Annotated in this window: 21 protein-coding genes and 1 tRNA gene; 15 read left to right on the top strand and 7 right to left on the bottom strand. The window is 58.9% G+C overall.

What is annotated here, in order from left to right; genetic code table 11:
* Positions 1 to 295: 295 nt before the first annotated feature.
* The 4 genes from iolE to CPY51_RS01985 all read right to left on the bottom strand — a co-directional run bounded on the left by iolE (position 296) and on the right by CPY51_RS01985 (position 6,054).
* Positions 296 to 1,213 (bottom strand): myo-inosose-2 dehydratase, encoded by a 918-nt coding sequence (gene iolE / locus CPY51_RS02000; RefSeq protein ID WP_111158361.1) that lies wholly within the window; start codon positions 1,211 to 1,213, stop codon positions 296 to 298.
* A 57-nt stretch (positions 1,214 to 1,270) separates the two neighbouring features.
* On the bottom strand, positions 1,271 to 3,121 hold the full coding sequence (gene iolD / locus CPY51_RS01995) for a 3D-(3,5/4)-trihydroxycyclohexane-1,2-dione acylhydrolase (decyclizing) (protein WP_111158360.1): 1,851 nt from the start codon (positions 3,119 to 3,121) through the stop codon (positions 1,271 to 1,273).
* A gap of 27 nt (positions 3,122 to 3,148) precedes the next feature.
* Entirely contained in the window at positions 3,149 to 5,080 is a 1,932-nt protein-coding gene (locus CPY51_RS01990; RefSeq protein WP_111158359.1) for a bifunctional 5-dehydro-2-deoxygluconokinase/5-dehydro-2-deoxyphosphogluconate aldolase, read from the bottom strand.
* Positions 5,081 to 5,178: 98 nt separating this feature from the next.
* Positions 5,179 to 6,054: a MurR/RpiR family transcriptional regulator gene (locus tag CPY51_RS01985; RefSeq protein ID WP_111158631.1), complete on the bottom strand. Its 876-nt coding sequence runs from the start codon at positions 6,052 to 6,054 to the stop codon at positions 5,179 to 5,181.
* 235 nt (positions 6,055 to 6,289) lie between these two features.
* On the opposite strand from CPY51_RS01985, the gene CPY51_RS01980 reads away from it, so the two are divergent.
* From CPY51_RS01980 to CPY51_RS01950, 7 genes are all read left to right on the top strand, one after another.
* Positions 6,290 to 7,408, top strand: a complete 1,119-nt coding sequence (locus CPY51_RS01980; RefSeq protein WP_111158358.1) for a Gfo/Idh/MocA family protein — start codon at positions 6,290 to 6,292, stop codon at positions 7,406 to 7,408.
* 163 nt (positions 7,409 to 7,571) lie between these two features.
* Positions 7,572 to 8,798, top strand: a complete 1,227-nt coding sequence (locus tag CPY51_RS01975) for an NAD(P)/FAD-dependent oxidoreductase (protein ID WP_111158357.1) — start codon at positions 7,572 to 7,574, stop codon at positions 8,796 to 8,798.
* Positions 8,795 to 9,601, top strand: coding sequence for an aldolase/citrate lyase family protein (locus CPY51_RS01970; protein ID WP_111158356.1), 807 nt, complete (start codon positions 8,795 to 8,797; stop codon positions 9,599 to 9,601). The genes CPY51_RS01975 and CPY51_RS01970 overlap by 4 nt, the downstream gene beginning before the upstream one ends.
* 86 nt (positions 9,602 to 9,687) lie before the next feature.
* Positions 9,688 to 9,778, top strand: a tRNA-Ser gene (locus CPY51_RS01965).
* Between the two features lie 606 nt (positions 9,779 to 10,384).
* Positions 10,385 to 11,485 (top strand): porin, encoded by a 1,101-nt coding sequence (locus tag CPY51_RS01960; protein ID WP_111158355.1) that lies wholly within the window; start codon positions 10,385 to 10,387, stop codon positions 11,483 to 11,485.
* 813 nt (positions 11,486 to 12,298) lie between these two features.
* Positions 12,299 to 13,345, top strand: a complete 1,047-nt coding sequence (locus CPY51_RS01955; RefSeq protein ID WP_111158354.1) for a porin — start codon at positions 12,299 to 12,301, stop codon at positions 13,343 to 13,345.
* Positions 13,346 to 13,807: 462 nt separating this feature from the next.
* Positions 13,808 to 14,911, top strand: coding sequence for a porin (locus CPY51_RS01950; RefSeq protein WP_111158353.1), 1,104 nt, complete (start codon positions 13,808 to 13,810; stop codon positions 14,909 to 14,911).
* Between the two features lie 77 nt (positions 14,912 to 14,988).
* Here the strand turns inward: CPY51_RS01950 and CPY51_RS01945 are convergent, their stop codons facing one another.
* Together CPY51_RS01945 and CPY51_RS01940 are read right to left on the bottom strand one after the other, a co-directional pair.
* Positions 14,989 to 15,882 carry an alpha/beta fold hydrolase gene (locus tag CPY51_RS01945; protein ID WP_111158352.1) on the bottom strand — a complete coding sequence of 298 codons (894 nt, stop codon included), beginning with the start codon at positions 15,880 to 15,882 and terminating at the stop codon, positions 14,989 to 14,991.
* 86 nt (positions 15,883 to 15,968) lie between these two features.
* A complete protein-coding gene (locus CPY51_RS01940) occupies positions 15,969 to 17,909 on the bottom strand; it encodes a lytic transglycosylase domain-containing protein (protein ID WP_420820658.1) in 1,941 nt (646 codons plus the stop codon).
* Positions 17,910 to 18,251: 342 nt separating this feature from the next.
* On the opposite strand from CPY51_RS01940, the gene dapA reads away from it, so the two are divergent.
* From dapA to CPY51_RS01925, 3 genes are all read left to right on the top strand, one after another.
* Positions 18,252 to 19,136: a 4-hydroxy-tetrahydrodipicolinate synthase gene (dapA, locus tag CPY51_RS01935; RefSeq protein WP_111158350.1), complete on the top strand. Its 885-nt coding sequence runs from the start codon at positions 18,252 to 18,254 to the stop codon at positions 19,134 to 19,136.
* Positions 19,137 to 19,296: 160 nt separating this feature from the next.
* Positions 19,297 to 19,776, top strand: a complete 480-nt coding sequence (gene smpB, locus CPY51_RS01930) for an SsrA-binding protein SmpB (RefSeq protein ID WP_111158349.1) — start codon at positions 19,297 to 19,299, stop codon at positions 19,774 to 19,776.
* Positions 19,777 to 20,193: a DUF3830 family protein gene (locus tag CPY51_RS01925; RefSeq protein WP_111158348.1), complete on the top strand. Its 417-nt coding sequence runs from the start codon at positions 19,777 to 19,779 to the stop codon at positions 20,191 to 20,193.
* A 3-nt stretch (positions 20,194 to 20,196) separates the two neighbouring features.
* Here CPY51_RS01925 and CPY51_RS01920 read toward each other — a convergent pair whose 3' ends face one another.
* Positions 20,197 to 20,781 (bottom strand): LabA-like NYN domain-containing protein, encoded by a 585-nt coding sequence (locus tag CPY51_RS01920; RefSeq protein WP_111158347.1) that lies wholly within the window; start codon positions 20,779 to 20,781, stop codon positions 20,197 to 20,199.
* Positions 20,782 to 21,092: 311 nt separating this feature from the next.
* Here CPY51_RS01920 and rpoZ point away from each other — a divergent pair, with 311 nt between their 5' ends.
* The 5 genes from rpoZ to acpS all read left to right on the top strand — a co-directional run bounded on the left by rpoZ (position 21,093) and on the right by acpS (position 25,335).
* Positions 21,093 to 21,497 (top strand): DNA-directed RNA polymerase subunit omega, encoded by a 405-nt coding sequence (gene rpoZ / locus CPY51_RS01915; RefSeq protein WP_111158346.1) that lies wholly within the window; start codon positions 21,093 to 21,095, stop codon positions 21,495 to 21,497.
* A gap of 99 nt (positions 21,498 to 21,596) precedes the next feature.
* On the top strand, positions 21,597 to 23,819 hold the full coding sequence (locus CPY51_RS01910; RefSeq protein ID WP_111158345.1) for a RelA/SpoT family protein: 2,223 nt from the start codon (positions 21,597 to 21,599) through the stop codon (positions 23,817 to 23,819).
* Between the two features lie 187 nt (positions 23,820 to 24,006).
* The gene (locus CPY51_RS01905; RefSeq protein ID WP_111158344.1) at positions 24,007 to 24,156 is read left to right on the top strand and encodes a DUF3563 family protein; all 150 of its coding nucleotides are present in this window, start codon (positions 24,007 to 24,009) and stop codon (positions 24,154 to 24,156) included.
* Positions 24,157 to 24,297: 141 nt separating this feature from the next.
* Positions 24,298 to 24,888, top strand: a complete 591-nt coding sequence (locus CPY51_RS01900) for a DUF2062 domain-containing protein (protein WP_111158343.1) — start codon at positions 24,298 to 24,300, stop codon at positions 24,886 to 24,888.
* Between the two features lie 42 nt (positions 24,889 to 24,930).
* The gene (gene acpS / locus CPY51_RS01895) at positions 24,931 to 25,335 is read left to right on the top strand and encodes a holo-ACP synthase (protein WP_111158342.1); all 405 of its coding nucleotides are present in this window, start codon (positions 24,931 to 24,933) and stop codon (positions 25,333 to 25,335) included.
* Positions 25,336 to 25,432: the final 97 nt, after the last annotated feature.

Raw genomic sequence — 25,432 nt, 5'->3', positions numbered from 1 at the left:
ACGCAGTGCCGGGGTGTGGTGATCGCCTCAGGCACCCAACTATCACCCCCATCCGTAGCTCCGCTGCGACCTCCCCCATCAAGGGTGAGGTGAAGAAAGCTCCGCGCCCCGGGCCAGCCCTCGTGGTTCGAGGCCCGCCGCCTCCGCCTTCGCTCCGGCATCGAGGCACCTCACCATGAGGGCTGGACGGCCCTTGTCACTAGGGCGGAGCATCCGACGTTAAGCCCTCATCCTGAGGTGCACAGGCCGGAGGCCGGAGCCTCGAAGGGCGAGGGCGCTTGCTCGGTGGTCGATCTTACCCCTTCGGAAACCCCTCAGTCTCCACCGTATATCCGGCACTAATCATGATCCGCACCAATTCGGCATGGCCGATCTCCGCCATTTTCTGCGGCGGCGCCTTGCGTGGGTCCTGTTCGGCCTCGACAACGAACCACCCCTGATAGCCGTGATCGGCGAGCCGCTGGACGATGGCGCCGAAATCGAGCGAGCCGTCGCCGGGTACCGTGAAGGCGCCGAGCGCTACCGCATCGAGGAAGGACTGCCGATTGCGGTCCAGCCCATCCACGACAGACTGGCGGATGTCCTTGACATGGACATGGTTGATGCGGGCGTGGTGGTTGTCGATGGCGCGCAACACGTCGCCGCCGGCAAAGGCCAGATGTCCGGCATCTAGCAGCAGAGGGATTCCTTCGCCCGAATTGCGCATGAAGGCGTCGAGTTCCGGCTCGGTTTCGACCACGGCGGCCATGTGATGGTGATATGAGAGCGGCATGCCCTGCTCGGCGCACCATTCTCCGAACTCGGTCACCCGGCGACCATAGGCCCTCATCTCGTCGTCGGATAGGCGAGGCTTCGTCGCAAGCGGCTTGGAGCGGTCGCCCTGGATGGAGCGGCCGACCTCTCCGTAGACGATGCAGGGCGCGTCGACTGCCTTGAACAGCTCGATCATCGGCGCAATGCGGTCCTTGTTCGCTGAAAGGTCCTGATCGACGAGCGTGCCCGAGAACCAGCCGCCGCACAGCGTCACGTCGGCGGCGCGCAGAATGGGCAGCATCACCTTCGGGTCTTCTGGGAAACGGCGGCCCTTTTCCATGCCGGTAAAGCCCGCACTGCGCGATTGCCGCAGGCACTCCTCGAGGGACACATCGTCGCTCAGTTCAGGAAGGTCGTCGTTCCACCACGCGATGGGCGACATACCGAGTTTGGCCTTCATCGAAATTCTCCATAGGAATGCTGTGCAAACGCTTTTCCGAAATCGGACGATAGGCGATTAACGGACATGTTGCTGCTTCAGTGCTTGTTCATAGGCCGCGCGAGCCTCGTTGACCTGTTTGCGCGGGCTGACCTCAGGAACGGCGACATCCCACCAGTGGCCGCCTTCATCAGTCGTGATCAGCGGATCGGTGTCGATGACGAAGACCGAGGTGCGGTCGTTGTTTCGCGACGCTTCGATCGCCTGCTCCAGTTCGGCAATGGACGCAACCTTGACCGATATCGCCCCCATGCTTTCGGCATGCGCCCGGAAATCGATCTCCGGCATGACCTCGTGGCGTGAGTCCTTCAGCAGATTGTTGAAGTTGGCGCCGCCCGTGCCCATTTGCAGCCGGTTGATGCAGCCGTAGCCACGGTTGTCGAGAAGGACGATGTTCAGCTTCAGGCCGAGCATCACCGAAGTGGCGATCTCCGAATTGAGCATCATGTACGACCCGTCGCCGACCATCACAACGACATCCTTGTCCGGCCTGGCCATCTTGGCGCCCAGCCCCCCGGCGAGCTCATAGCCCATGCACGAGAAACCATATTCCATATGATAGCTGCCGGGAGCAGTCGCCGGCCAGAGCTTGTGCAGTTCGCCGGGCAATCCGCCCGCTGCGCATAAGAGAATTGTGTTCTCGCCGCCGAGGGTCCGGGCGACCGCGCCGATCACCTGTGCATCCGAAGGCAGGGCGGCATTGGTGGTCGCCATCGCTCTTGCGGCAGCCTCCATCCACACTTTCTTTTCTCGGGCAGCTCTGTCAGCGAGTGCCGCCGGCGCTTTCCAGCCGGAAAGTCCCTTCGACATCGCCTTCAGCCCCTCGCGCGCATCTGTCACCAGCGGGTGACTATTGTGCTTGGCCGCGTCGTAAGCCGCTATGTTGAGCCCGATCATCTCGAGCTTCTCGTTCTTGAAGAGGGCCCACGAGCCTGTCGTGAAGTCCTGGCAGCGCGTGCCGACAGCGATGACGAGATCGGTATCCTCGGCAATCGCATTGGCGGCCGATGTCCCGGTGACACCGACGGAGCCGAGCGCCAGCGGATGTGTCTCGTTGATGGCGGATTTCCCCGCCTGGGTCACGACCACGGGAATCCCGTGCGCCTCTGCAAACGAAATCAGTTCCTTCGTCGCCTGTGAATAAAGCACACCGCCGCCGGCAATGATAACCGGGCGCTCCGACTTGCGAATGAGGGCGATGGCATGCGCCAGTTCATCGGCATCCGGCTGCAGCCGGCGATGCGTCCAGACATGTTCCTCGAAGAAGCTTTCCGGATAGTCGAATGCTTCCGCCTGCACATCCTGGCAGAGCGCCAGCGTCACCGGACCACAATCGAGCGGATCGGTCAAAACCTGCATGGCCCGCTTCAGCGCGGAGATGATCTGCTCCGGACGCGTGATCCGGTCGAAATAGCGTGAGACCGGGCGAAAAGCGTCGTTGGCGGAAACCGTACCGTCGCCGAAGTCCTCGATCTGCTGCAGCACCGGATCGGGCGCGCGGTTAGCAAAGACGTCGCCCGGCAGGAAGAGAACGGGGATGCGGTTGACATGGGCAACGCCCGCCGCGGTCACCATGTTCAAAGCGCCGGGGCCGATCGATGTCGTGCAGGCCATGAAGCGCTGGCGAAAGCTGGTCTTTGCATAGGCAATCGCGGCATGCGCCATGCCTTGCTCGTTGTGGGCGCGATACGTCGGAAGCTCGTCGCGTACCTGGTAGAGCGCTTCGCCCATGCCGGCGACGTTGCCATGGCCGAAGATCGCCCAGACGCCGCCGAATATCTGCACCTTCTGGCCATCGATGACGGTCATCTGCTTCTTGAGGAAATGCGCAATCGCCTGCGCCATCGTCAATCTGATTGTCTTGCCCATCGGGGCGCCTCCCAATCTACTCTTCTCTCAAAGGCCGCGGGTCTTGAGCCACGCCTCGGTCAAGTGCCGGAAGCGGCCGGCCATGTCGGCGATCGCTTCCTCGTCGTTGATTTCACCGGACATCCAGGCCCGTGCCGCATCGGCAAAGATCGTCCGACCGACCGCAAAGCCCTTGACCGAAGGCGCTGCGAGCGTCGCCTCGAAACCCTTCAGCAGCTCTTCCGCCGGCGCTTCCAGTCCAAGCAGCACGATACCGCGGCACAATGGGTCGTTTTTGGCGATCACCGCCTCTATTCTGCGCCATGCGGCAGTCGATGCCTGCGGCTCCAGCTTCCACCAGTCAGGCTTGATGCCAAGCGCATAAAGCTCCTCCATCGCCGTCGAGATGGTCGTGTCGGTCAACGGCCCGTTCTTGCTGGCGATGATTTCGACCAGAAGTTCGCGTCCGACCTTGCGCGCCGCTTCAAACAAAGTCGTAAGCTTTTCCTGCTGTTCGGTCTTCAGCTCGGCCGGATCGTCAGGATGATAGAAGCAAAGGCACTTGATGCAATGGTTCGTCGGCCACTCGATAAGCTGCGAGCCGATATCCTGGCTGAATTCGAAACGCAGCGGCTTGGAACCCGGCAGCTCGACCGGGCGTCCGATCCAGGAGAAGTTCTTGGTTGCAGCATCGAAGAAGGCATCGCGCCCGAAGCGCTCGTCGATCAGCATGCCGTAGCCCTCGCGGCCGTCGGCCACGCGCGCCGCAGCCGAAACCGCAAGCCGCTTGAACGCGTTGATCCGCTCGTACGACACGCCGAGTTCGTCGGCGACACTCACCAGTTGGGAACGATGGTCGATCGCCAGCGCCATCAGCAAAGGCACTTCACCACGCCGCGTGGTTGCCCAATGGATGTGATTGATCGTCTCGTCCTTGCGCAGCGCCCGGTGCTTGCTGCCGTTTTTCAGGAAGAAATCGAGCTCGGCCCAGGTCGGATATTCCGGCGAGCAGAGAAGGCGGGAGACCGCGAAGGCACCGCAGGCATTGGCCCATGTGGCGCAGGTCTTCAACGCTTCGCCCTTCAGCCAGCCGCGCAGGAAACCAGACATGAAAGCGTCGCCGGCCCCGAGTACATTGTAAACTTCGATCGGAAACCCTTCGCCCACGATGCCGGCTTCGAGGTCATCGGCGATCGGCCCGTCATAGACGATGCAGCCCATGGCACCACGCTTCAGGACAATGGTCGCGGCGCTGAGGCTTCGGATGGTTTTCAATGCGCCAAGCACGTCGTCGGCACCGGATCCGATCAGGATTTCCTCTTCCGTCCCGACGATCAGGTCGCAATCCGGCAGCGTCTGTTTCATCTTGTCAGTGACGCGATCGGATTTCACGTAGCGCTCGAAACCTTCCGCATGGCCGGCAAGGCCCCAGAGGTTTGGGCGATAATCGATGTCGAACACGACCTTGCGGCCGGCAGCCTTAGCAATCCTGATCGCCTTGCGTTGTGCAGCCTCGGTGTTCGGCTTGGAAAAATGCGTGCCGGAAACCAGCACCGCGCCGGAAGAGCGGATGAAAGCCTCGTCTATATCCTCTTCGCAAAGCGCCATGTCGGCACAGTCCGAGCGGTAAAAGATCATCGGTGAGACGCCCTCGGCCTCGACGGCGAGCAGCACCAAGGCTGTCAATCGTTCCTTGTCGGTGACAATTCCATCGGTCGCGACGCCTTCACGGGCCGACTGCTCGCGAATGAAGCGACCCATCTGTTCGTTGCCGACCCGCGTGATCAAACCCGACTTCAAGCCGAGACGCGCAGTGCCGATGGCAATGTTGGCCGGGCAGCCGCCGACGGACTTGGCAAAGGATGCAATATCTTCGAGTCGCGAGCCGATCTGCTGGCCGTAGAGATCGACCGACGAACGGCCAATGGCAATCACATCAAGCGTCGGCTCCGGCCGCGCGCCGTGGTTCTGATCTGCCATGATATCCTCCCGTCGAGATCGCAGCGGGCATCTCCCGGTGCCGGCGCCTTATAGCCATAATGAAACATTGGTTCCAGTATTTTGTCAATTCGGAATGTTTATTCCATTTTGGCCTTGATAGGTTTTGCAAGGATAGTTTTGCGCCGCCGTTCTGCAATGGCAACGGGAAAAGCCATGATCAAAGCCATCGAGGCCGACAGCGACCGGAAACCGGCAAAATCCGATTCCGCCACTTCGAACCAATGCGTCGCGCAGGCGGCCAGGGGTGAAAACGCCGAATCGGTGATCGCGATAACGGGAACGCCACGCTCAGTGAGCGCCTGACTTTGGATCAGGCTTTCGGCCGCATAGGGTGAGAAGCTCGCAGCGATCGCCGCATCTCGCGGTGTGGCGAACTGCACGAGCTCCTGGTCGACGCCATTCGGCGAGGCGACGATCTGGTGGCGGATGTTCAGTTTCGAGAAGGCATAGGTCATGTGCGCGGTGAGGGGATAGGACCGTCGCTTGGCGATCAGGTAGATCGTCTCTGCCGCCGCCAGGATCTCTACCGACTTGGCAAAGGTGTCCGTTTGTATCGTCGCTGCGAGCCGGTTGACCGATTGGCTCGCCGCGGAAATAAAGCCGGACAGGATATTGGCGTTCTCGTCCTCGCCACTGGTTTCCTCCAGCGAAATCAGCCGTTCCTCGTAACTCAAGGTCCGATCCCGCAACCGCTCCCGGAAAATGCTCTGGAGATCTGAAAAGCCTTCATAGCCGAGATGGTGAGCCAGTCGCACGAGCGTCGAAGGCTGTACGTCGGACGCCGCCGCAATGCTTGCCGTCGTGCCGAAGGCAATCTCGTCAGGGCTGTTCAGCGCGAACGCCGCGACCTGCGCAAGGCGCTTGGGCATCGCCTTCTTGCGCTCGATGATCGTGCTGCGCAGGCTTTCGAAATCCCGGGGGACTTTCCTCGGAACCTTGATATCGTCGTCCATTCCTCGGCCCTTCGCGGGTTTATATCTGCTGATGAAACAAACGTTCCATATGGCGACCATAGCGGATTTCGTTTTTCGCGGCACCAAGATTTTTAAGCCGCTGTATTTTCTATTAGAATTGCGAAAAGCGGCCGTATCGTATCTTGCCACGACCGAGCAGTGCCTTGTCAAAACGGTCCAAATATTCCAAAAACTGTCCTTGAAGCCGGGAGCGGGCTAGAGGAGAGGGTTAAATATGAAGGCGTTGGGCATCGGTCTCATTGGAACCGGCTACATGGGCAAATGCCATGCGCTGGCCTGGAACGCGGTGAAGACGGTTTTCGGCGACGTCGAGCGTCCGAAGCTGGTTCATCTCGCCGAAGCAAATGCCGAACTGGCGCAGAGCCGCGCTTCGGAGTTCGGCTTCGAAAAGGCGACCTCCGATTGGCGGCAGCTGATCGCCGACCCTGATGTCGATGTCGTCTCCGTCACCACGCCAAACCAGTTTCACGCCGAGATGGCGATCGCGGCGCTTGACGCCGGCAAGCATGTCTGGTGCGAAAAGCCGATGGCGCCGGCTTATGCAGAAGCGGAACGTATGCTCGCCGCCGCAAAGAACTCCGGCAAGGTAGCGATCCTTGGCTACAACTATATCCAGAACCCGCTCATGCGACACATCAAGACATTGATCGGCGAAGGCGCAATCGGTGCCGTCAATCACGTCCGCGTCGAGATGGACGAGGACTACATGGCCGATGCCGAAGCTCTCTTCTATTGGAAGAGTGAAAGCGTCTCCGGATCCGGCGCGCTCGACGATTTCGCCGTGCATCCGCTGTCGATGCTCTGGTTCCTGTTCGGCCATGTCGAAGCGGTCATCACTGATATGGTCAAGCCCTATGCGGATCGCCCTCTCAAGGATGGTGGACGCCGGGAAGTCGAGAACTACGATGCGGCCAATGTGCTGATGCGCCTTGGCGGTGGAATTTCCGCCGTCCTGATGGCCAATCGCGCCGCGTGGGGCCGGAAGGGACGCATCGCCCTGCAGATATTCGGCTCGAAGGGCTCCATCTCTTTCGATCAGGAGCGGATGAACGAATTCGAGCTTTATCAGGCCGAGGGGCGGGGCACCGAGCAGGGCTACCGCAAGATCCTGGCCGCACCCGCGCACCATCCCTATGACCGTTTTATCCCGGCGCCAGGTCACGGTCTCGGCTTCAATGACCTGAAGATCATCGAATGCCGCGAATTGATCCGGGCGATTTCGGGTGAACCATCTTCGACTGTCACCTTCACGGATGGCCTGCGGATCGAGAGGTCCGTGCACGCCATGGCGCAGTCCTTCCACGAGCGGCGCTGGATAGAGATCGCCGACTGACCATCTGGAATAGCAAGGCTGCCGCACTAATTGGGCTGGATATCGATGGCAGCAGGCGGGGTGTGGTTGACGCCCCAAGGGCGAGGGGATACCCCTGCCGTCGACATCGGAAGATGCTCGCCGAACACGGCGAGTATGTCGTCGGCAATGTGGAGCGGATATCGTGGCGGGTAGATTGGTCATCGTCGGAGCCGGACAGGCTGGTTTCGCCCTTGCCGCAAAGCTGAGGACACTGAAGGACCAGCGGCCAATCACTATCATCGGCGCCGAAGACGTCCTGCCTTATCAACGTCCGCCGCTTTCCAAGAAATACCTGCTTGGCGAAATGACCTTCGACAGGCTGCTGTTCCGCCCCGAGCATTGGTATGCCGACAACAATGTTGAAATCCGCCTGTCGACCTGGGTCGAGCAGATCAAGCGCGACAAGAGACAGGTCGTCATGCAGGACGGAAGCACGCTTGAATACGAGACCCTGGCATTGGCAACCGGCGCAACCCCGCGGCGCCTGCCCCTTGCCGTTGGTGGCGAGCTTGAAGGTGTCTACGTCGCCCGCGACAAGAACGATGCGGACCTGCTCTCAGGCGAAATGCGGGCCGGCCGCCGCGTCCTTATTATAGGCGGCGGCTATATCGGCCTTGAAGCAGCTGCCGTTGCCCGCCACCGCGGGCTCGAAGTGACCGTCATCGAAATGGCCGATCGCATCCTCCAGCGCGTCGCCGCCAAGGAAACCGCCGACATCATGCGCGTGATCCATCAGGACCGTGATGTCGTCATCCGTGAGAAGACCGGCCTCAAGCGCCTGATCGGCAAAAACGGGCATGTTGTCGCTGCTGAGCTGTCCGACGGCACGACCCTCGACATCGATTTCGTCGTCGTCGGTATCGGCGTCGTGCCGCTCGATCGGCTCGCGAAGGAAGCGGGACTGGATGTCGGCAACGGCATCGTCGTCGATGAATTTGCCCGCACATCCGATCCCGCCATCTACGCCATGGGTGATTGCGCCGAGCTTCCCTGGAATGGCGGACGCATCCGCCTCGAATCGGTACAGAACGCGGTCGACCAGGCCGAGGCGGTGGCAGTGATCCTTGCAGGCGGTACCGAGCCCTATGATCCGAAGCCCTGGTTCTGGTCGGACCAGTACGATGTGAAACTGCAGATCGCCGGTTTCAACATTGGCTACGACGAGACCGTCCTCAAGCACGGGGTGCGCGAAGGCTCGGCCTCGGTCTGGTATTTCAAGGCAGGCAAGTTCGTGGCTGTCGACGCCATCAACGATGCGCGTGCCTACGTCACCGGCAAGAAACTGCTGGAAGCCGGCATCGAACCCGACCGCGCCATCCTCGCCGACCCAAATGCCGACCTAAAGCAACTGCTCGGATCGCCCTCATGACCCTGCCGCCAAACGCCTTCAAGATCGCCCTGCGCGAACGCCGGCCGCAAATCGGCCTCTGGGTCGCCATGGCGGACGCCTATGCCGCCGAGATCGCCGGTCACGCCGGTTTCGATTGGCTGGTGATCGACGGCGAACATGGACCGAATGACCTGCGCAGTATTCTGGCACAGCTGCAGGCGCTTCAGGGCTCACCGTCCGAACCGGTCGTGCGCTTGCCGGTGGGCGAGACCTGGATGATCAAGCAGGCGCTCGACATCGGTGCGCGGACATTGCTGATCCCCATGGTCGACAGCGCCGAGCAGGCCGAGATGCTGGTCCGCGCTGTCCGCTATCCGCCGCATGGCGTCCGAGGAATGGGCTCGGGTATAGCGCGGGCGTCCCGTTTCAGCACGATTCCCAACTATGTCGCCAAGGCGAGCGACGACATCTGCCTGCTGATCCAGGCCGAGAGCCGGGCAGCGATGGCCGATCTTGAGCGCATGGCCAAGGTCGATGGCATCGACGGCGTCTTCATCGGCCCCTCGGATCTTGCAGCCGACATGGATTTCCCGGGCAACATCGAGGCTCCCGAAGTGCAGGCGGCGATCGAGCAGGGGATAGCGACGATCCTCAGGGCGGGGAAGCCGGCCGGTATCCTGACATCTCATGAGAGCCTGAACCGTCGATACCTCGATCTCGGTGCGACCTTCGTCGCCGTCGGCGCCGATGTGTCGGAGTTTTCAGCAGCGCTCAAGCGGCTGCGCATGAAATACAAGCCTGATGCGGACACGGGCGAAACACCAACGTCCGGCGGTTACTGACCAACCCCACACTTTTTATCCTGATTTATCCACCCGCCTGAAAAAAAACCTTGCGTTTATGGGTTCGGCGAAATAGTCACGGCCTCGGAGAGGTGGCCGAGTGGCCGAAGGCGCTCCCCTGCTAAGGGAGTATACGTCAAAAGCGTATCGAGGGTTCGAATCCCTTCCTCTCCGCCACTACCCTTCCAAATTTCAGATCTGCTCGCCGGCTACTCACATCTGGGTAATTGACCAATCGCGGTCGAGCGGTCAGCTTTTCCACCCGTCACCATTGTCACATTATGATCGGCGGCGACACGGAATCGAATTTCATCGACGAATCAACAGACTGTGGAATCGCTGCCTCCCGAATCGCAAGTTGGCGTCAACGCCGCGCGATTTGTCAGTCGGACTTCGTTGCCGGACCTTGAGCGTTACTCCCTCTCGTTACGGCCGATCTGCCCCATTTGGCCGGAATCAGCGCCGTGATTGCGCTGTTTTCCACAGGCGTAGCCCGTCTCGCGAAGGCCCTAAGTCCCGGCAGGATAAAGCTTTTCTTAATAAAGTATAAAGAAATAAGGCAGGCTGTGTCGGCTTTGTGACCTTTAAGCAACAACACTTATATAAGAGGCCTCATAATTAGCTAGTTCGAGCGGATGTCGATTGCGTGACGGCCCGCGTCTTGTATTTTCAACTTCGGAAGCGAGGGCGTGTCGTCCACTTCTTGAAACATGGGTCTGGGGCAGGGAATGCCTTAGGGCAAAAAATCCTGGATCCGATTGAAACTTTGAACTGGAGGTCAATATGAACATCAAGAGCCTACTTCTCGGCTCCGCTGCTGCCCTCGCAGCAGTATCCGGTGCTCACGCGGCTGACGCTATTGTTGCTGCTGAACCGGAACCACTTGAATACGTACGTATCTGCGATGCATACGGTGCTGGCTACTTCTACATCCCGGGCACGGAAACCTGCCTGAAGATCGGTGGTAAGGTTCGTACCGAAGGTGAATGGTATGACGCTTACAACCGTGACAGCAAGGTTGGCACTCTGTGGCACACCCGCGCTGAATTGAACGTCGACACGGCAACGGACACCGAATACGGTGCCCTGAAGACCGAGACGATCGTTCGTTGGGATTGGCAGGAAGGCAACAGCACCAACACCAACCTGCTGTGGTCCTACATCAGCCTCGGTGGTTTCACCGTTGGTAAGACTGACTCGCAGTACAACCAGTTCGTTGGCTATGCCGGCGACGTCATCAACGATGACGTGATCTATGACGGCCCGTACGAACTCAACCAGTTGACCTACAACTACGATAGCGGCACCGGCTTTACCGGCGTTATCTCGCTTGAAGACTCCAACTCGTCGAGCGATGCATCCAGCTACGGCGGTGCTTGGGAAACTTCCAAGCAGGATCACTATGCTCCGAACGTTGTTGCCGGTCTCGGCTACAAGGCTGGTGCTTGGTCCTTCAAGGTTGTTGGCGGTTACGACTCGATCGTCGAAGAAGGCGCTATCAAGGCTCGTATCGACGCCGACTTCGGCGGCTTCACAGCCTTCTTGATGGGCGGCTGGAACACGGACGGCGACAAGCTGAACCAGTACGCTGGTTCGAACCAGAACGTTTCTGCTTGCACGACGTCTGACGGCGTTGTTCACGGGGCAGATTGCGGCTGGGGCGACTGGGCAGTTTGGGGTGGCGTTGGCGTACCGTTCAACGACAAGCTCAAGTGGAACCTGCAGCTCGCTTACTCTGACAGCAAGATCTTCGAAGCTACGACGAACCTCAAGTTCAACCCAGTTAAGAACCTGCTGGTCGAGCCTGAAATCACCTACGTTCACTACGACGTACCATCCGACGACACGGTTGCTGGTATCCTTCGTTTCGAACGCAGCTTCTAATATGATCTGATTTGGCTTCGGCCAATGAGAGAAGCCCGGCTTTCGAGCCGGGCTTTTTCGTTTTTGGGTAGTGCCGCTTCGCGTGTGTCGAGTTCGTTTCCGGCACCTAGCAGGACGAGAGGTTCTGGTCCGCCACCTCTCCTCCATCTTCGACGGCTGTCTCAGCGCAGGGCCGAGGCGACGCGTGCTTGCGAAGGCTTTCCAGCCGAGCGCTGGGCAACTGCCGCGCTAGAGCCATTTACATCGGCAACGCCTCCCGCTCTCCCATCAGACTACCAGCCTTTGAGATCGCCGGCCCGGCAGCAGATCTCCAGACCCATGGCATCCGCAGTTGGCCCGGCTCGACTGAGGCAGGCCGGGAGGAGCGAGACGTCCGGTCAAGCGGCGTCCTTGGACTCGAATGCGCCTTTGGCCGACCTGAACATCAGGCCTCCGCAACTTGGGTAGATTTAGAAAGCGCTACTTAAGTAAAATAGAATAGTGATATTGTACTATAACGTATAAAAGGGAATACTAAGAAAGAATATATCTATAAATTAACTAATATATAATATTAATTCCCATAAATCGCGAAAAAATCGCGTCGCAAATCGGTAATGTGTTTTTTTTGCAACTCGAAATACCAATAGTTTGTTGAGTCAGAGTGGAAGACGCTGTTCATGTTGCTTAGAAAAACCGAATCTGTAATCTCACCATCAGAGGCGACTTGAAATCCGGTTTCTCCTGAAAAAGGGAATATTGAACCGGGGCCGGTGCGTTGCGTCCAGTCAGGCGCAAAATCTCGAGCTCGATTGATTTTGAATTGGAGTTAATATGAACATCAAGAGCCTACTTATCGGCTCCGCTGCGGCGCTTGCAGCAGTTTCCGGTGCTCACGCGGCCGACGCCATTGTTGCCGCCGAACCCGAGCCGCTGGAATACGTCCGCATCTGCGATGCATACGGCGCCGGTTACTTCTACATTCCGGGCACGGAAACCTGCCTGAAGATCGGCGGTAAAGTTCGTACCGAAGGTCAATGGTACGATGCGTACAACCCGAATTCCGCTCGCGGTACGCTTTGGCATACCCGTGCTGAATTGCAGCTGCAGACCGCGACTGACAGCGAATACGGCGCCCTGAAGACCAACACTGAAATCCGTTGGGATTGGCAGGAAGGTCTCTCCACCGGCACTAACCTTCTGCATGCAAGCATCAGCCTCGGTGGTTTCACCGTTGGTAAGGAAGACTCGCAGTTCAACGTCTTCACCGGTTATGCCGGCGACGTCATCAACGACGACGTGGTCTATGACGGCCCGTACGAACTCAACCAGCTGACCTACAACTATGATGCCGGCAACGGCTTCACGGCTGTAGTCTCCGTTGAAGACAGCAACTCCGGTCCGGGAAATCCGGCCAGCCGCAACCACTACACTCCAGATGGCGTCGTCGGTCTCGGCTACAAGGCTGGTGCTTGGGGCTTCAAGGTCGTTGGCGGTTACGACTCGATCGTTGAAGAAGGTGCTGTCAAGGCTCGCGTCGATGCCGACTTCGGTGGTTTCACGGCTTTCTTGATGGGCGGCTACAACACGGACGGCAACAAGCTGAACAAGTACGCGGGTGCTGGTGGCTCAGGCCCCGCTTCCGGTATCGGCTGGGGTGATTGGGCAGTTTGGGGTGGCGTTGGCGTACCGTTCAACGACAAGGTCAAGTGGAACCTGCAGCTCGCATACACCGACAGCAAGATCTTCGCCGCAACGACGAACGTCAAGTGGAACCCGGTTAAGAACCTGCTGGTCGAGCCGGAAGTCTCCTACACCAACTGGGATTCGATCAATCAGGATCAGTGGGCTGGTATTCTTCGCTTCGAGCGTAGTTTCTAATAATTTCGAATTGGTCTTGGCCAATGAGAGGAGCCCGGCTTTTGAGCCGGGCTTTTTTTCGTCTGATCGACCTGGGTGGTTTGTCTTTCGCCGAAGCAGGAAAGTTATATATAGATAACTCGTCACTTTATCGAATTAAATGCAGCTATAGATATATAAGTGGATCGTTTATATGAATGTAATTGATATGATAACGATACAATAATGTAGAAAATACTAAAATAGATATGAAGATATAGTGACGTGATCTTTGTGCAACGTCGGGCGATAATTAAATGGCGATTGTTTCGATAATCTATTGTTATTGTTGCTCTGAAAAATTCGATCTGTAAATTCAACATCGGAAGCAGGGTCGTGTGCCCCGCTTCGCCCGGGTAGGGATTGTTTGAACCGGTGTGAGGTACTGCGCGTCAATTTTCGGCGCGAAATTTCACGCCAGCAATATTTCGAAATGGAGTTACTATGAACATCAAGAGCCTTCTTCTCGGCTCCGCTGCTGCCCTCGCAGCGGTTACCGGTGCTCACGCGGCTGATGCTATTGTTGCAGCCGAGCCGGAGCCCCTTGAATACGTTCGCATCTGCGACGCATATGGCGCCGGATATTTCTACATCCCCGGCACGGAAACCTGCCTCAAAGTCGGCGGCGCTGTTCGTACCGAAGGCAAGTGGTATGACGCTTATGATCCCCTCAGCCATAACGGTACGCTTTGGCACACCCGCGCCGAGCTCAAGCTCGACACGGCGACCGACTCCGAATACGGCGCGCTCAAGACCAACGTTGTTGTTCGTTGGGATTGGCAGGAAGGCGGCAACGGCTCCGACGGCAACAAGACCAAGCTCCTTTGGGCAAACATCAGCCTGGGCGGCTTCACCGTCGGTAAGACGGACTCGCAGTACAATCAGTTCGCGGGCTATGCCGGCGGCGTGATGAACGACGACGTTATCTATGACGGCCCGTACGAGCTCAATCAGCTGACCTACAACTACGACGCTGGCAACGGCTTCACGGCGGTCGCTTCGATCGAAGACAGCAACTCCACCGTAAACGCTATCGGCAAGAGCAACACGGCTTGGGTCACTGCAAAGACGAATCAATACGCTCCGAACGGCGTTCTCGGTCTCGGCTATAAGGCTGGCAACTGGTCCTTCAAGGTTGTTGGCGGTTATGATTCGATCGTCGAAGAAGGCGCGATCAAGGCTCGCGTCGATGCTGATTTCGGCGTCTTCAAGGCCTTCCTGATGGGTGGCTGGAACACGGATGGTTCGAAGCTTAACCAGTATGCCGGCACGAACCTGGCGCGGTCGGCCTGCCCGGTAGGTCGCGGCGATCTTTGCGGTTGGGGCGACTGGGCTGTTTGGGGCGGCGTAACCGTACCCTTCGACGCCAAGCTGAACGCCAACCTGCAGCTCGCGTATACGGACTCGAAGATTTTCGCAGCCACTGCCAACGTCAAGTACACCGTGGTCAAGGGCTTGGTCGTGACGCCTGAAGTCAGCTACACGAACTTCGACTCCGTCAACCAGGATCAGTGGGCCGGAATCCTTCGCTTCCAGCGCAGCTTCTAAGCTCGTATCGTTCTAATTGATCCCAGGAGGAGTGGCCCGGCATAGCAGCCGGGCCATTCTTTTTGCAATTATGCTGGTCAACTCGCCGACAGGAAGCTCTGGATCGCCGACGGCAAATCGTCGAGGTGCAGGATAGGCGCATGACCTTGCCCGATTGCCGTCTTGGCTAGCATGCCGGGGTGCCGCTTCCCCATTTCTGCAAGCGTTTCCACGGAGAGAAGCTTCGAATTTTCGCCGCGTATGGTCATCAGCGAAATGCCGCCGAACGCGTCGAACTGCTCCCACAGCGTCGGCAAGGGTCTGCTCAGATCGAGCGCTGTCATCTGCTGCGCAATCGCGGCGTCGAAATCCGCGGTGACTTTTCCATCAATGTCAGCGTAGATCGCATGGCACATATCCAGCCAGTCCTCATCGTTGAGGATCGTGAAGCTGTCGCCGTGGTTGGCCCTGATGATTGCGGCCGCATCGTCCCAGCTGACAGGCCTCCTGTCGCTGTTGAGGTAGTCTCGGATCTCGGCCAGGCCCTCCACCTCAAGGGCAGGCCCAATATCGTTGAGAATAACGGACTTCAAGATGTCCGGCCGCTGGGTAGCAAGCAGATGCAGAACCAACCCGCCGCGAGATGTCCCTATGAACACCGCCTCTGGCACGTCGAAAATCGCACAGGCAGACAGCACGTCCGCCGCTTCGACGCTGAGATTGTAACGGCTCTTGTCGTCGTCCCAGCCCGATAGCCCGCGGCCACGCGCATCGAGCGTGATGACGCGGCGTGGGGCGATCGTGTCGCTGGAGAGGATAAGTGCCAGTTGGTGGAAGTCACGCGAATTGCGCGTCAGCCCCGGCAGACAGAATACAGTCGGCCGATCTGCCGTCAGCGGGTTGTCGTGGCCGTAGTCACGCGCATAGAGCTTCAGCCCGTCCGATGCCTCGAATATCCTTGCAAGAAAGCCGATCTCGTAGTCGGTGGTCATCGACGCTGCCCTCGGTCGTTGATTCCCCGACGAGGATGTAACGCCATTTTTGCAGTTTCGACAATCTACTCCCTTGGGAGTAGCCTTCAGCCTCGACCGCGGATCAGGTCCTGCTCGATATCGGTCTTCTGGCCGAGCCGCGCCTTGTAAACCTGGTAGTTTTCCATGACACGCTGGACATAGTTCCGGGTTTCGGGGAAGGGGATGCGCTCGATCCAGTCGACGACCTGGTCGATCGACTTGCCGCGCGGATCGCCATAACGGTCGATCCATTCCGGCACCTTGTTCGGGCCTGCATTGTAGGCAATGAAAGTCAGGATGTAGGAGCCGCCGAAGGCATCGATCTGTTCGCCGAGATAATGCGCGCCAAGCGTCGCATTGTAGCCGGCATCATCGGTCAGGCGATCCTTGGAGTAGGCGATGCCATGGCGGCTGGCGACGGCCTTCGCGGTCTTCGGCAGCAGCTGGAGAAGGCCGCGAGCGTTTGCCGAGGAGACGGCCTGCGGGTTGAACGCGCTTTCCTGACGAGCAATCGCATAGGCGAGCGCCTTGCCCGATCCGGCGATGTTGGCATTGTCGGGGATGACGCCGATAGGGAAGGCAAGCGCTGCGACGTCGACGCCGCGGCCATAGGCGATCTTCCCGACTTGAAGAGAGAGCTGGTGATTGCCGGATTTCTCGGCTCGCGCCGCCAGGATAGCGATTTCGCCGGGGCTCTGGAGCTGTTGCGCCAGCGCGCGATAGAGGCTGTCGGCGCGCCAGCCGTTCCCGGCCGCCTCGAGCCTCGAGATCGCCAGAACGGCCTCGCGCGATTGAAAACGCTGGCGATCTGCCGTCGTAGGCGTCGGATAGGTCACATTGAGCGTCCGGCGGCCAAGTCGGTCATCGGCCAACTGGCCGTAGAACGTCGTCGGCAAAGCAGCGGCCTTGCCATAGAAATCCGCAGCTTTTCCGGGCCCGCCGCCTTCGGCTGCTCGCCCAAGCCAATACCAGGCGCGCGAGACGGAGATCGGTCCGCTCGATACCTGCAGGATCTTCTGGAAATGCTTTTCTGCCGTTGCGCCGTCATTCAAACCACGCAGCGCGTACCAGCCGGCATGGAATTCTGCTTCTCCCACATCCTGCGGACTTACGGCAACATTGCTGGCAGCAATCCGGTAGGCAGCCTTGAAGTTGCCCTCGTCGGCCAGACCCCGGCTGACGATGCGCTGTTCGTTCCACCATTGGCCCGGATCGATAAGTGCCGCACGGTCGCGCGGCATCTGCGCCAGAAGAGCGGCCGCCTCGTCATATTTGTCCTGACGGCGCAGATATTCGATCCGCATGAACAGATAGGCCGGGTCGCTTTTCCACTTGGCGTCGATCGAGCTCAACAACGCGCCGGCGTTGGCTGACTTGTTGTTGACCGCCACCCAGGCATTGTAGAGCGACTGCGCCTTGCCGAGGTCGCTGAAGCGCTTCGCCTGGGCCGCCCGGTCGCGATAAAGCAGATAATCCATTCGCGCCTTGTGATCGGCGGGGGTTAGCAGGCCGGAAAATTCGGCCAGCACCTTGTTCTCGAAGGGCTTGTCGAGACCCTCGGTTCGCCAGATCTTGCGAATGAACTTCGTGGCCTGTGCGGCTTGGCCGCGAGAGACCAGGGCGCGCGAAAGGACCACGGCACCCTGCGCCGTTTCCGGCTGCGTGTTGCCGAATGCCGCAAGGACCTCGTCTGCGGGTGGGTTTTCGTTGTAGAGCGCCCGTTCCGAACTGGAGCGGAGCCCGCCGAGGCCTGGCCAGCCGGCAAGTTCGCGCGCGGCCGCGGCGATCTCGGAGGACGGAACGCCCGGCAGGCCGGAAGTCACGATTGCCCAGGTCAGTATGTGTCGGTCGAGAGAACCTGCGGCCATGCCGTTTCTGACAGCAAGTGCCTGCTGGGGTTTCTTGTCGGACAGAGCGTCGAGGCCGGCTTTGAGGTCGCCGCTGACAGGCGCAATCGAGGAGCTGCGCGGGATCGATCCGGTCACAAGCGTGTCCGGCATCGTCATTGCCACATCGGTTACGTTTCTAGCGCCCGAAACGGGGGGATTCTTGCCAGGCAGCTCTGCCGCAAAGCTGCTCCACGCGGCGGTCAGGCCGACGACAGAAAGGAACAAACCAGTTTTTTTCATGCCCGTACCCACGCGAAACAGCAGACCCCTTCCATTTGCCGAGTGGCTCCTTAATGAAACCTTAGCGATGGCACTAAATTTCGATCAATTATGATGTCGGATTTTGCCCATAACCATGCAAAGCGCGCTTGTAGCAGTCAAGAGGCCGCTTTATGGTGCGCGGATTCATAATCATGGAATGCGGCTGAAGCGTGAATGCCAGGCCTTGAGGAGTCTTGCATGTTCAGGGGATCCATTCCCGCTCTCGTCACGCCCTTCACCGATATGGGCAAGGTTGACGAGACATCTTTCGCTTCCCACGTCGAATGGCAGATCGCGGAAGGCAGCAGCGGGCTCGTTCCCGTCGGCACCACAGGTGAATCGCCGACCCTGTCCCATGAAGAACACAAACGGGTCGTCGAACTTTGCATCGAGGTGGCGCGCAAGCGCGTTCCCGTGATGGCCGGTGCAGGATCCAACAACACGCGCGAGGCGATCGAGCTGGCGTTGCATGCCGAGAAGGTCGGTGCCGACGCCGTTCTCGTCGTCACGCCCTATTACAACAAGCCGACGCAGAAGGGCCTTTACGCCCACTTCGCAGCGATTGCCGAAGCGGTGAGGCTGCCGATCTATATCTATAATATTCCCGGCCGTTCGGTCGTCGACATGACGCCGGAGACCATGGGGGCGCTTGCGAAGGCCTACGGCAACATTGTCGGCGTCAAGGACGCGACCGGCAAGATCGAGCGTGTTTCCGAGCAGCGCATCACCTGTGGCAACGAGTTCAGGCAATTGTCGGGTGAGGATGCGACAGCCCTCGGCTTTAACGCCCATGGTGGCGTCGGCTGTATTTCGGTGACGGCAAATGTAGCCCCGCGCCTCTGTGCGGAACTACAGGCGGCAACGCTTGCGGGCAACTATGCCAAGGCGCTGGATTATCAGGATCGGCTGATGCCGCTGCACAAGGCGATCTTCCTCGAGCCCGGTCTGTGTGGAGCAAAGTATGGCTTGGCCAAGCTTGGCCGCATGAGCCGCAACGTCCGCTCGCCGCTGTTGTCGACACTGGAGCCGAGCACCGAAGCTGCAATCGATAGCGCCATGCGTCATGCCGGCCTCTTGAACTGAAGCATCAGCGAAAGAGACGCGGCCTTGCCGCGCCTCTCTCCATCAGCCATCTTCACAAGAACGTCGCACTCGCCTATCTAGGGCTTAGAGTGTTCAGTGGCTGCGCGGCCTCGTTGTTGCGTAAGTCGCCGCTGTAATTTGAGGGACGGACAGAGAAGCCATGGCACCCAAAGGCAGCCAACGCGTCGTGAAGAAGATTGTCGCCGAGAACCGCAAGGCTCGCTACAATTACGAGATCATGGACACCTACGAGGCCGGGCTCATGTTGATGGGCACCGAGGTCAAGGCGCTGCGCGAAGGCAAGGCGAACATTGCCGAGTCCTACGCGTCGGACGAGGGCGGCGAGATCTGGTTGATCAATTCCTATCTGCCGGAATATCTGCAGGCCAACCGCTTCAATCACGAGCCGCGCCGTCGCCGCAAGCTGCTACTTTCCGCCCGTGAAATCGGTCGCCTGCGCACCGGCATCAACCGCGAGGGCATGACGCTCATCCCGCTGAAGATCTATTTCAACGACCAGGGCAGGGCAAAGCTGGAGCTGGCGCTTGCCAAGGGCAAGAAGCTGCACGACAAGCGTCAATCCGAGAAAGAGCGTGATTGGAACCGGCAGAAGAGCCGGGTGCTTAAGGATCACGGCTAAGTGGAGCGGCTAAGGATATCTGTCGGTGACATCAGTTTCGTTGCGCGACTTGAGGTCGATAAGGCGCCGCAGACCTGTGCCATCTTCGAGACATTGCTGCCGTTTCGCAACAAGACCATCCATTCACGCTGGAGCGGCGAGGCGGTGTGGGTGCCGCTAGGCGATTTCAAATTCGGCGTCGGCTTTGAAAACCACACGAGCCACCCGTCGCGCGGCGACATTCTGCTTTATCCCGGCGGCCACAGCGAAACCGAACTGCTGTTTGCCTATGGCAGCTCGTCGTTCGCCAGCAAGATGGGTACTTTGGCCGGCAATCACTTCCTGACTGTCATCGAAGGCCAGGCACAGCTCGAAGAAATGGGCCGACGCGTTTTATGGAACGGCGCGCAGCCTATTAGCTTCGAGGCGATGGCCTGAACATCACTCTTCGACTTCGCCGCTCGACGTCGCCGGTTCAACTTGTCGTTGAGGCCGTTCGGAGGGATCCCTGCCGATTTCGGCCTTCAAGGAAATAAGGTCGATGAAATGGTCTGCCTGACGACGCAGATCATCGGCGATCATCGGAGGCTGGGTTGCCATCGTGGATATGACCGAGACCTTTCGGCCGCGCCGCTGCAGTGCCTCGACAAGCGTCGTAAAGTCGCCGTCGCCGGAAAAAATCACCAGGTGATCGACCGTTTCGGACTGTTCCATGGCATCGATGGCAAGCTCGATGTCCATATTGCCCTTGATCTTGCGACGTCCCATGGAATCGGTGAATTCCTTGGCGGGCTTGGTGACGACCTTGTAGCCGTTGTAGTCAAGCCAGTCGATCAGCGGGCGGATTGACGAGTATTCCTGATCCTCGATCAGCGCCGTGTAGTAGTAGGCACGGAGCAGATAGCCTCTTTTCTGAAAGGCTTTCAAGAGCTTGCGGTAGTCGATATCGAAGCCGAGGCTCTTGGATGCGGCGTAAAGATTGGCGCCGTCAATAAAAAGTGCAATTTTTTCGCGTGGGTCAAACATTGTCTGTTTATCCATTGTTATCTAAAGGTAATAATCTCGCCAAACGGCAATCAAAACAATCTCTTGCACCATCCGGTGGGAACAATTCAAGTATTTTATGAATTATTCATATACATCAGATTTAGGGCAGGATTCGAGATATTCCAAGCAACCGCAGGTGGAATTAGCAAATTGTCTAACGAAAACTGGAGCGCGAAACAAGGATTGGCAGCTCGATCTCAGGAAAAACTTGAATTTGCCTTCGTTTGATTGTATCGGGCATCCTAACTCCAAGACATGTCGACGACATCACGACCCGTAAAGGACAGGCAATGGCCCGTGTCACAGTAGAAGATTGCATCGATAAGGTAGAAAACAGGTTCGAGCTCGTCCTGCTCGCAAGCCATCGCGCCCGGCTTGTTTCGCAGGGCGCTGCGATCACGATCGATCGCGACAACGATAAGAATCCGGTGGTAGCACTTCGCGAAATCGCCGACGAGACGCTGTCTCCGGACGATCTCAAGGAAGACCTCATCCATTCGCTGCAGAAGCACGTCGAAGTCGACGAGCCCGAGCCCGATCCGGCCAGCCTTGCAAGCGCCGGTGCCGCTGCTTCGTCGGATAACGAGCAGGAAGACGACCAGCCGGAAGCAGTCACCTTCGACCAGATGTCCGAAGAAGAGCTTCTGGCAGGCATCGAAGGCCTTGTTCCGCCGGAAAAAAGCGACGATTACTAATCCTGCGCTTGATGCTCTATCGCTGAGCGATATGATGATGAACTATGTGTGCGCCAGTCACCCGATTGGCGCGCTTTTATTTTCTCGGAGTAGCTTTGGATGATGCGGCAATACGAGCTCGTTGAGCGAGTTCAAAAATACAAGCCCGACGCCAATGAAGCCCTCCTGAACAAAGCCTATGTCTATGCGATGCAGAAGCATGGGCAGCAGAAACGCGCCAGCGGCGACCCCTATATTTCCCACCCCCTCGAAGTCGCCGCCATTCTGACCGACATGCATCTCGACGAATCGACGATCGCAGTCGCACTTCTCCACGACACGATCGAAGACACGACCGCCACGCGCGCCGAGATCGACGAGCTGTTCGGCGAGGATATCGGCCGGCTCGTCGAGGGCCTGACGAAGATCAAGAAGCTCGATCTCGTCACCAAGAAGGCCAAGCAGGCCGAAAACCTGCGAAAGCTGCTGCTTGCCATCTCCGACGACGTCCGCGTGCTTTTGGTCAAGCTCGCCGACCGCCTGCACAATATGCGCACGCTCGAGCATATGTCGCAGGAGAAGCGGGCCCGCATTTCCGAAGAGACGATGGACATCTATGCGCCGCTCGCCGGCCGCATGGGCATGCAGGATATGCGCGAAGAGCTTGAGGAGCTGTCCTTCCGGCATATCAACCCCGAAGCGCACGACACGGTCACGAAGCGCCTCGAGGAGCTGTCGCGGCGCAATGAAGGCCTGGTAAAGAAGATCGAGACCGAACTGCGCGACCTTCTGGTCGCCAACGGTCTGTCGAACGCGGTGGCCAAGGGCCGGCAGAAGAAGCCGTATTCGGTCTTTCGCAAGATGCAGTCGAAGTCGTTGTCCTTCGAGCAGCTCTCTGATGTCTACGGTTTCCGCATCCTCGTCGAGGATATCCCGGCCTGCTATCGGGCGCTGGGGATTGTCCATACCCGCTGGCGTGTGGTTCCCGGCCGGTTCAAGGACTATATCTCGACCCCGAAACAAAACGACTATCGCTCGCTGCACACCACGATCGTCGGCCCGTCGAGCCAGCGCATCGAGCTGCAGATCCGCACCATGCGCATGCATGAGATTGCCGAATACGGCATCGCCGCCCACGCGCTCTACAAGGACCCGACCAATATAGAGGGCGCGCTGCTTTCGCGCGAATCGAACGCCTATTCCTGGCTTCGCCACACGATCGAGGCATTGGCAGAGGGCGATAGCCCGGAGGAATTCCTCGAGCACACCAAACTCGAGCTTTTCCAGGACCAGGTCTTCTGCTTCACGCCGAAGGGCAAGCTGATCGCGCTGCCACGTGGCGCCACGCCGATCGACTTCGCATACGCGGTTCATACCAACATCGGCGACACGACTGTCGGCGCCAAGATCAATGGCCGCATCATGCCGCTGGTCACGCGGCTCGCCAATGGCGATGAAGTCGAGATCATCCGCTCGGGCGTGCAGGTGCCACCGGCTGCCTGGGAAGAGATCGTCGTGACCGGCAAGGCGCGCGCCGCCATTCGCCGCGCCACTCGCATGGCGATCCGCAAGCAATATGCCGGCCTCGGCCACCGCATCCTGGAGCGCACCTTCGAGCGCGCCGGCAAGATATTCTCCCGTGAAGCGTTGAAGCCGGCGCTGCATCGTCTCGGCCAGAAGGACGTCGAGGACGCAATTGCAGCAGTCGGGCGAGGGGAGATGTCGTCGCTCGATGTGTTGCGTGCCGTCTATCCGGATCACCAGGACGAACGCGTCACGGTAAAGCCCGCCGGCGACGAAGGCTGGTTCAATGTCCGCAGCGCCGCCGGCATGATTTTCAAGATTCCCGGCAAGACGAAGGCAGATCTGGCCAATGCAGGCGGGGACGGCCTTGAAGGCCTTCCCATTCGCGGGTTGGCCGCCGACGTCGAAGTGCATTTCGCTCCAACCGGTGCCGTGCCCGGCGATCGCATCGTCGGCATCGTGGAAAAAGGCAAGGGCATGACTATATATCCGATACAGTCGCCCGTGCTGCAGCACTTCGACGACCAGCCGGAGCGCTGGATCGATGTGCGTTGGGATCTCGACGAGGCCAACAAGTCGCGCTTCATGGCCCGGGTCCTCATCAACGCGCTGAACGAACCGGGGACCCTTGCCAAGGTTTCACAGACAGTCGCCGATCTGGACGTCAACATACGCGTGCTCAACACAGTGCGCGTCGCGGCGGATTTTACTGAAATGGCGCTGGACGTAGAGGTCTGGGATCTCAGGCAACTCAATCAGATGCTGGTGCAACTGAAGGAGCTTGATTGCATCGCCACGGTGAAGCGACTTTACGAATAATTAAGCCCCGCGCCGCAGTTTTGGCGGATTGCATAATTTATGATCGTTTTATAATCATCTTTGACCGTTAAATGACATAGGTATGCGCCTTGTGCATGACTGCACTCCTCTTACAGCGGTGGTAATCAACCTTTGCAACGCCTATGTTGTGGTCATCGAAAAGATGAAACCAAGATGAGGCAAGACAATGTTTACCCCTATCAAGAAGCTCGCTAAGGCTTTGCGTGCCCGTAGTGTTGAAGAGCGCGAAATGGCTTACCTGAACGGCTCGAACGACCGTTTTGATCTTGAATACCGCCAGCGCCAGGTCGACCGTGGCCTGTTCCGTCAGCTCTAATCAGACGGCAATACTTTGAAGATGCCCGGGGGCGTGCAGATTGCGGCGCCCCTAGAGAGAATAGACGCGAAAGCCGCTATTCCAATATCATATGCTTCTGTGCCCTTGTCATTGCGGCACCCCTTGCACTAGATATGCGGCATGTTGTTCCGCCGTCGAAAACCACAAAAACTGAGTGAGAAATTGCGGGAAGCCCTATGGCCCCGCAAGGGGCCGTTGCGACCGCTGCGCTACTTCCAGAAGCGCATCGTGCGCCTGACGGCGTCGCCTCATGCGATCGCCGCGGGCTTTACCGCCGGCATCCTGGTGTCCTGGACGCCCTTCATCGGGGTTCACATTATCATGGCGTTCGTGCTCGCCTATGTTGTCGGCGGCAACCTCGTTGCGGCCGCGCTTGGCTGTCTCGCCGCCGGTAATCCGCTGACCTATCCGTTCATCTGGGCCATTACCTGGGAAATCGGCCGGGTCATCCTTGGCATGGACGGCAGCACGCATAGCAACGGCATCGATCTGCCGGCGCTTTTCAAGCGGCTGGATTTGTCCCAGCTTTGGGACCCCATTTTGAAGCCGATGCTCATCGGCGCCGTCCCGCCCGCCGTCATCTCCGGCCTGATCGTCTACGGCATCACCTACTACGGCGTTCGCGGTTTCCAGGCTCGCCGAAAGGCGAAGTTGCTGGACCGGGCGCGGGAGCGCATGACGCTTGCAACCGAAAGTGCGCCGAGCGTCTGATCGCGACGGCTCACCGGCGACATCAGGCGGAGGAACCCTTTCATGATCATCGGCATCGGCAGCGACCTGATCGACATCCGGCGGGTCGAGAAATCGATCGAGCGTTTTGGCGAGCGGTTTACTCATCGCTGCTTTACCGACATCGAGCGCGCAAAGTCAGATGCCCGGCGAAACAGGGCCGCGTCCTACGCCAAGCGTTTCGCCGCCAAGGAAGCCTGCTCGAAGGCGCTCGGAACCGGCCTTGCCCAGGGCGTGTTCTGGCGTGACATGGGCGTCGTCAACCTGCCCAGCGGCAAGCCGACTATGCAACTCACGGGCGGTGCGGCAAAAAGGCTGGCGGCGATGTTGCCGGAAGGCCATCATGCTGCCATCCATTTGACGATAACCGATGATTTCCCGCTAGCTCAAGCCTTTGTGATCATAGAGGCCCTGCCGCAACAGGGCTGAGCCGGCGGGTGTTACCCGCTTTTAATGTTCGCGCCATTGCCGCCGTGATATGAAGCGGATAGAGAGTCCCTAAAATCCATTGCGCCGGTGGGCTGCG

The organism is Arminella tubonensis (assembly GCF_003240585.1).
Lineage (GTDB): Bacteria > Pseudomonadota > Alphaproteobacteria > Rhizobiales > Rhizobiaceae > Rhizobium > Rhizobium tubonense.
The sequence above is the reverse complement of the archived record's forward strand: the minus strand, read 5'-3'. Positions and strand labels throughout refer to the sequence as shown.

What these genes read in the sequence shown, in the direction of transcription:
- iolE (WP_111158361.1), bottom strand. Translation starts at nt 1,213, where the DNA reads ATGAAGGCCAAACTCGGTATGTCGCCCATCGCGTGGTGGAACGACGAC.
- iolD (WP_111158360.1), bottom strand. Translation starts at nt 3,121, where the DNA reads ATGGGCAAGACAATCAGATTGACGATGGCGCAGGCGATTGCGCATTTC.
- CPY51_RS01990 (WP_111158359.1), bottom strand. Translation starts at nt 5,080, where the DNA reads ATGGCAGATCAGAACCACGGCGCGCGGCCGGAGCCGACGCTTGATGTG.
- CPY51_RS01985 (WP_111158631.1), bottom strand. Translation starts at nt 6,054, where the DNA reads ATGGACGACGATATCAAGGTTCCGAGGAAAGTCCCCCGGGATTTCGAA.
- CPY51_RS01980 (WP_111158358.1), top strand. Translation starts at nt 6,290, where the DNA reads ATGAAGGCGTTGGGCATCGGTCTCATTGGAACCGGCTACATGGGCAAA.
- CPY51_RS01970 (WP_111158356.1), top strand. Translation starts at nt 8,795, where the DNA reads ATGACCCTGCCGCCAAACGCCTTCAAGATCGCCCTGCGCGAACGCCGG.
- CPY51_RS01960 (WP_111158355.1), top strand. Translation starts at nt 10,385, where the DNA reads ATGAACATCAAGAGCCTACTTCTCGGCTCCGCTGCTGCCCTCGCAGCA.
- CPY51_RS01955 (WP_111158354.1), top strand. Translation starts at nt 12,299, where the DNA reads ATGAACATCAAGAGCCTACTTATCGGCTCCGCTGCGGCGCTTGCAGCA.
- CPY51_RS01950 (WP_111158353.1), top strand. Translation starts at nt 13,808, where the DNA reads ATGAACATCAAGAGCCTTCTTCTCGGCTCCGCTGCTGCCCTCGCAGCG.
- CPY51_RS01945 (WP_111158352.1), bottom strand. Translation starts at nt 15,882, where the DNA reads ATGACCACCGACTACGAGATCGGCTTTCTTGCAAGGATATTCGAGGCA.
- CPY51_RS01940 (WP_420820658.1), bottom strand. Translation starts at nt 17,909, where the DNA reads ATGACGATGCCGGACACGCTTGTGACCGGATCGATCCCGCGCAGCTCC.
- dapA (WP_111158350.1), top strand. Translation starts at nt 18,252, where the DNA reads ATGTTCAGGGGATCCATTCCCGCTCTCGTCACGCCCTTCACCGATATG.
- smpB (WP_111158349.1), top strand. Translation starts at nt 19,297, where the DNA reads ATGGCACCCAAAGGCAGCCAACGCGTCGTGAAGAAGATTGTCGCCGAG.
- CPY51_RS01920 (WP_111158347.1), bottom strand. Translation starts at nt 20,781, where the DNA reads ATGTTTGACCCACGCGAAAAAATTGCACTTTTTATTGACGGCGCCAAT.
- rpoZ (WP_111158346.1), top strand. Translation starts at nt 21,093, where the DNA reads ATGGCCCGTGTCACAGTAGAAGATTGCATCGATAAGGTAGAAAACAGG.
- CPY51_RS01910 (WP_111158345.1), top strand. Translation starts at nt 21,597, where the DNA reads ATGATGCGGCAATACGAGCTCGTTGAGCGAGTTCAAAAATACAAGCCC.
- CPY51_RS01905 (WP_111158344.1), top strand. Translation starts at nt 24,007, where the DNA reads ATGTTTACCCCTATCAAGAAGCTCGCTAAGGCTTTGCGTGCCCGTAGT.
- CPY51_RS01900 (WP_111158343.1), top strand. Translation starts at nt 24,298, where the DNA reads ATGTTGTTCCGCCGTCGAAAACCACAAAAACTGAGTGAGAAATTGCGG.
- acpS (WP_111158342.1), top strand. Translation starts at nt 24,931, where the DNA reads ATGATCATCGGCATCGGCAGCGACCTGATCGACATCCGGCGGGTCGAG.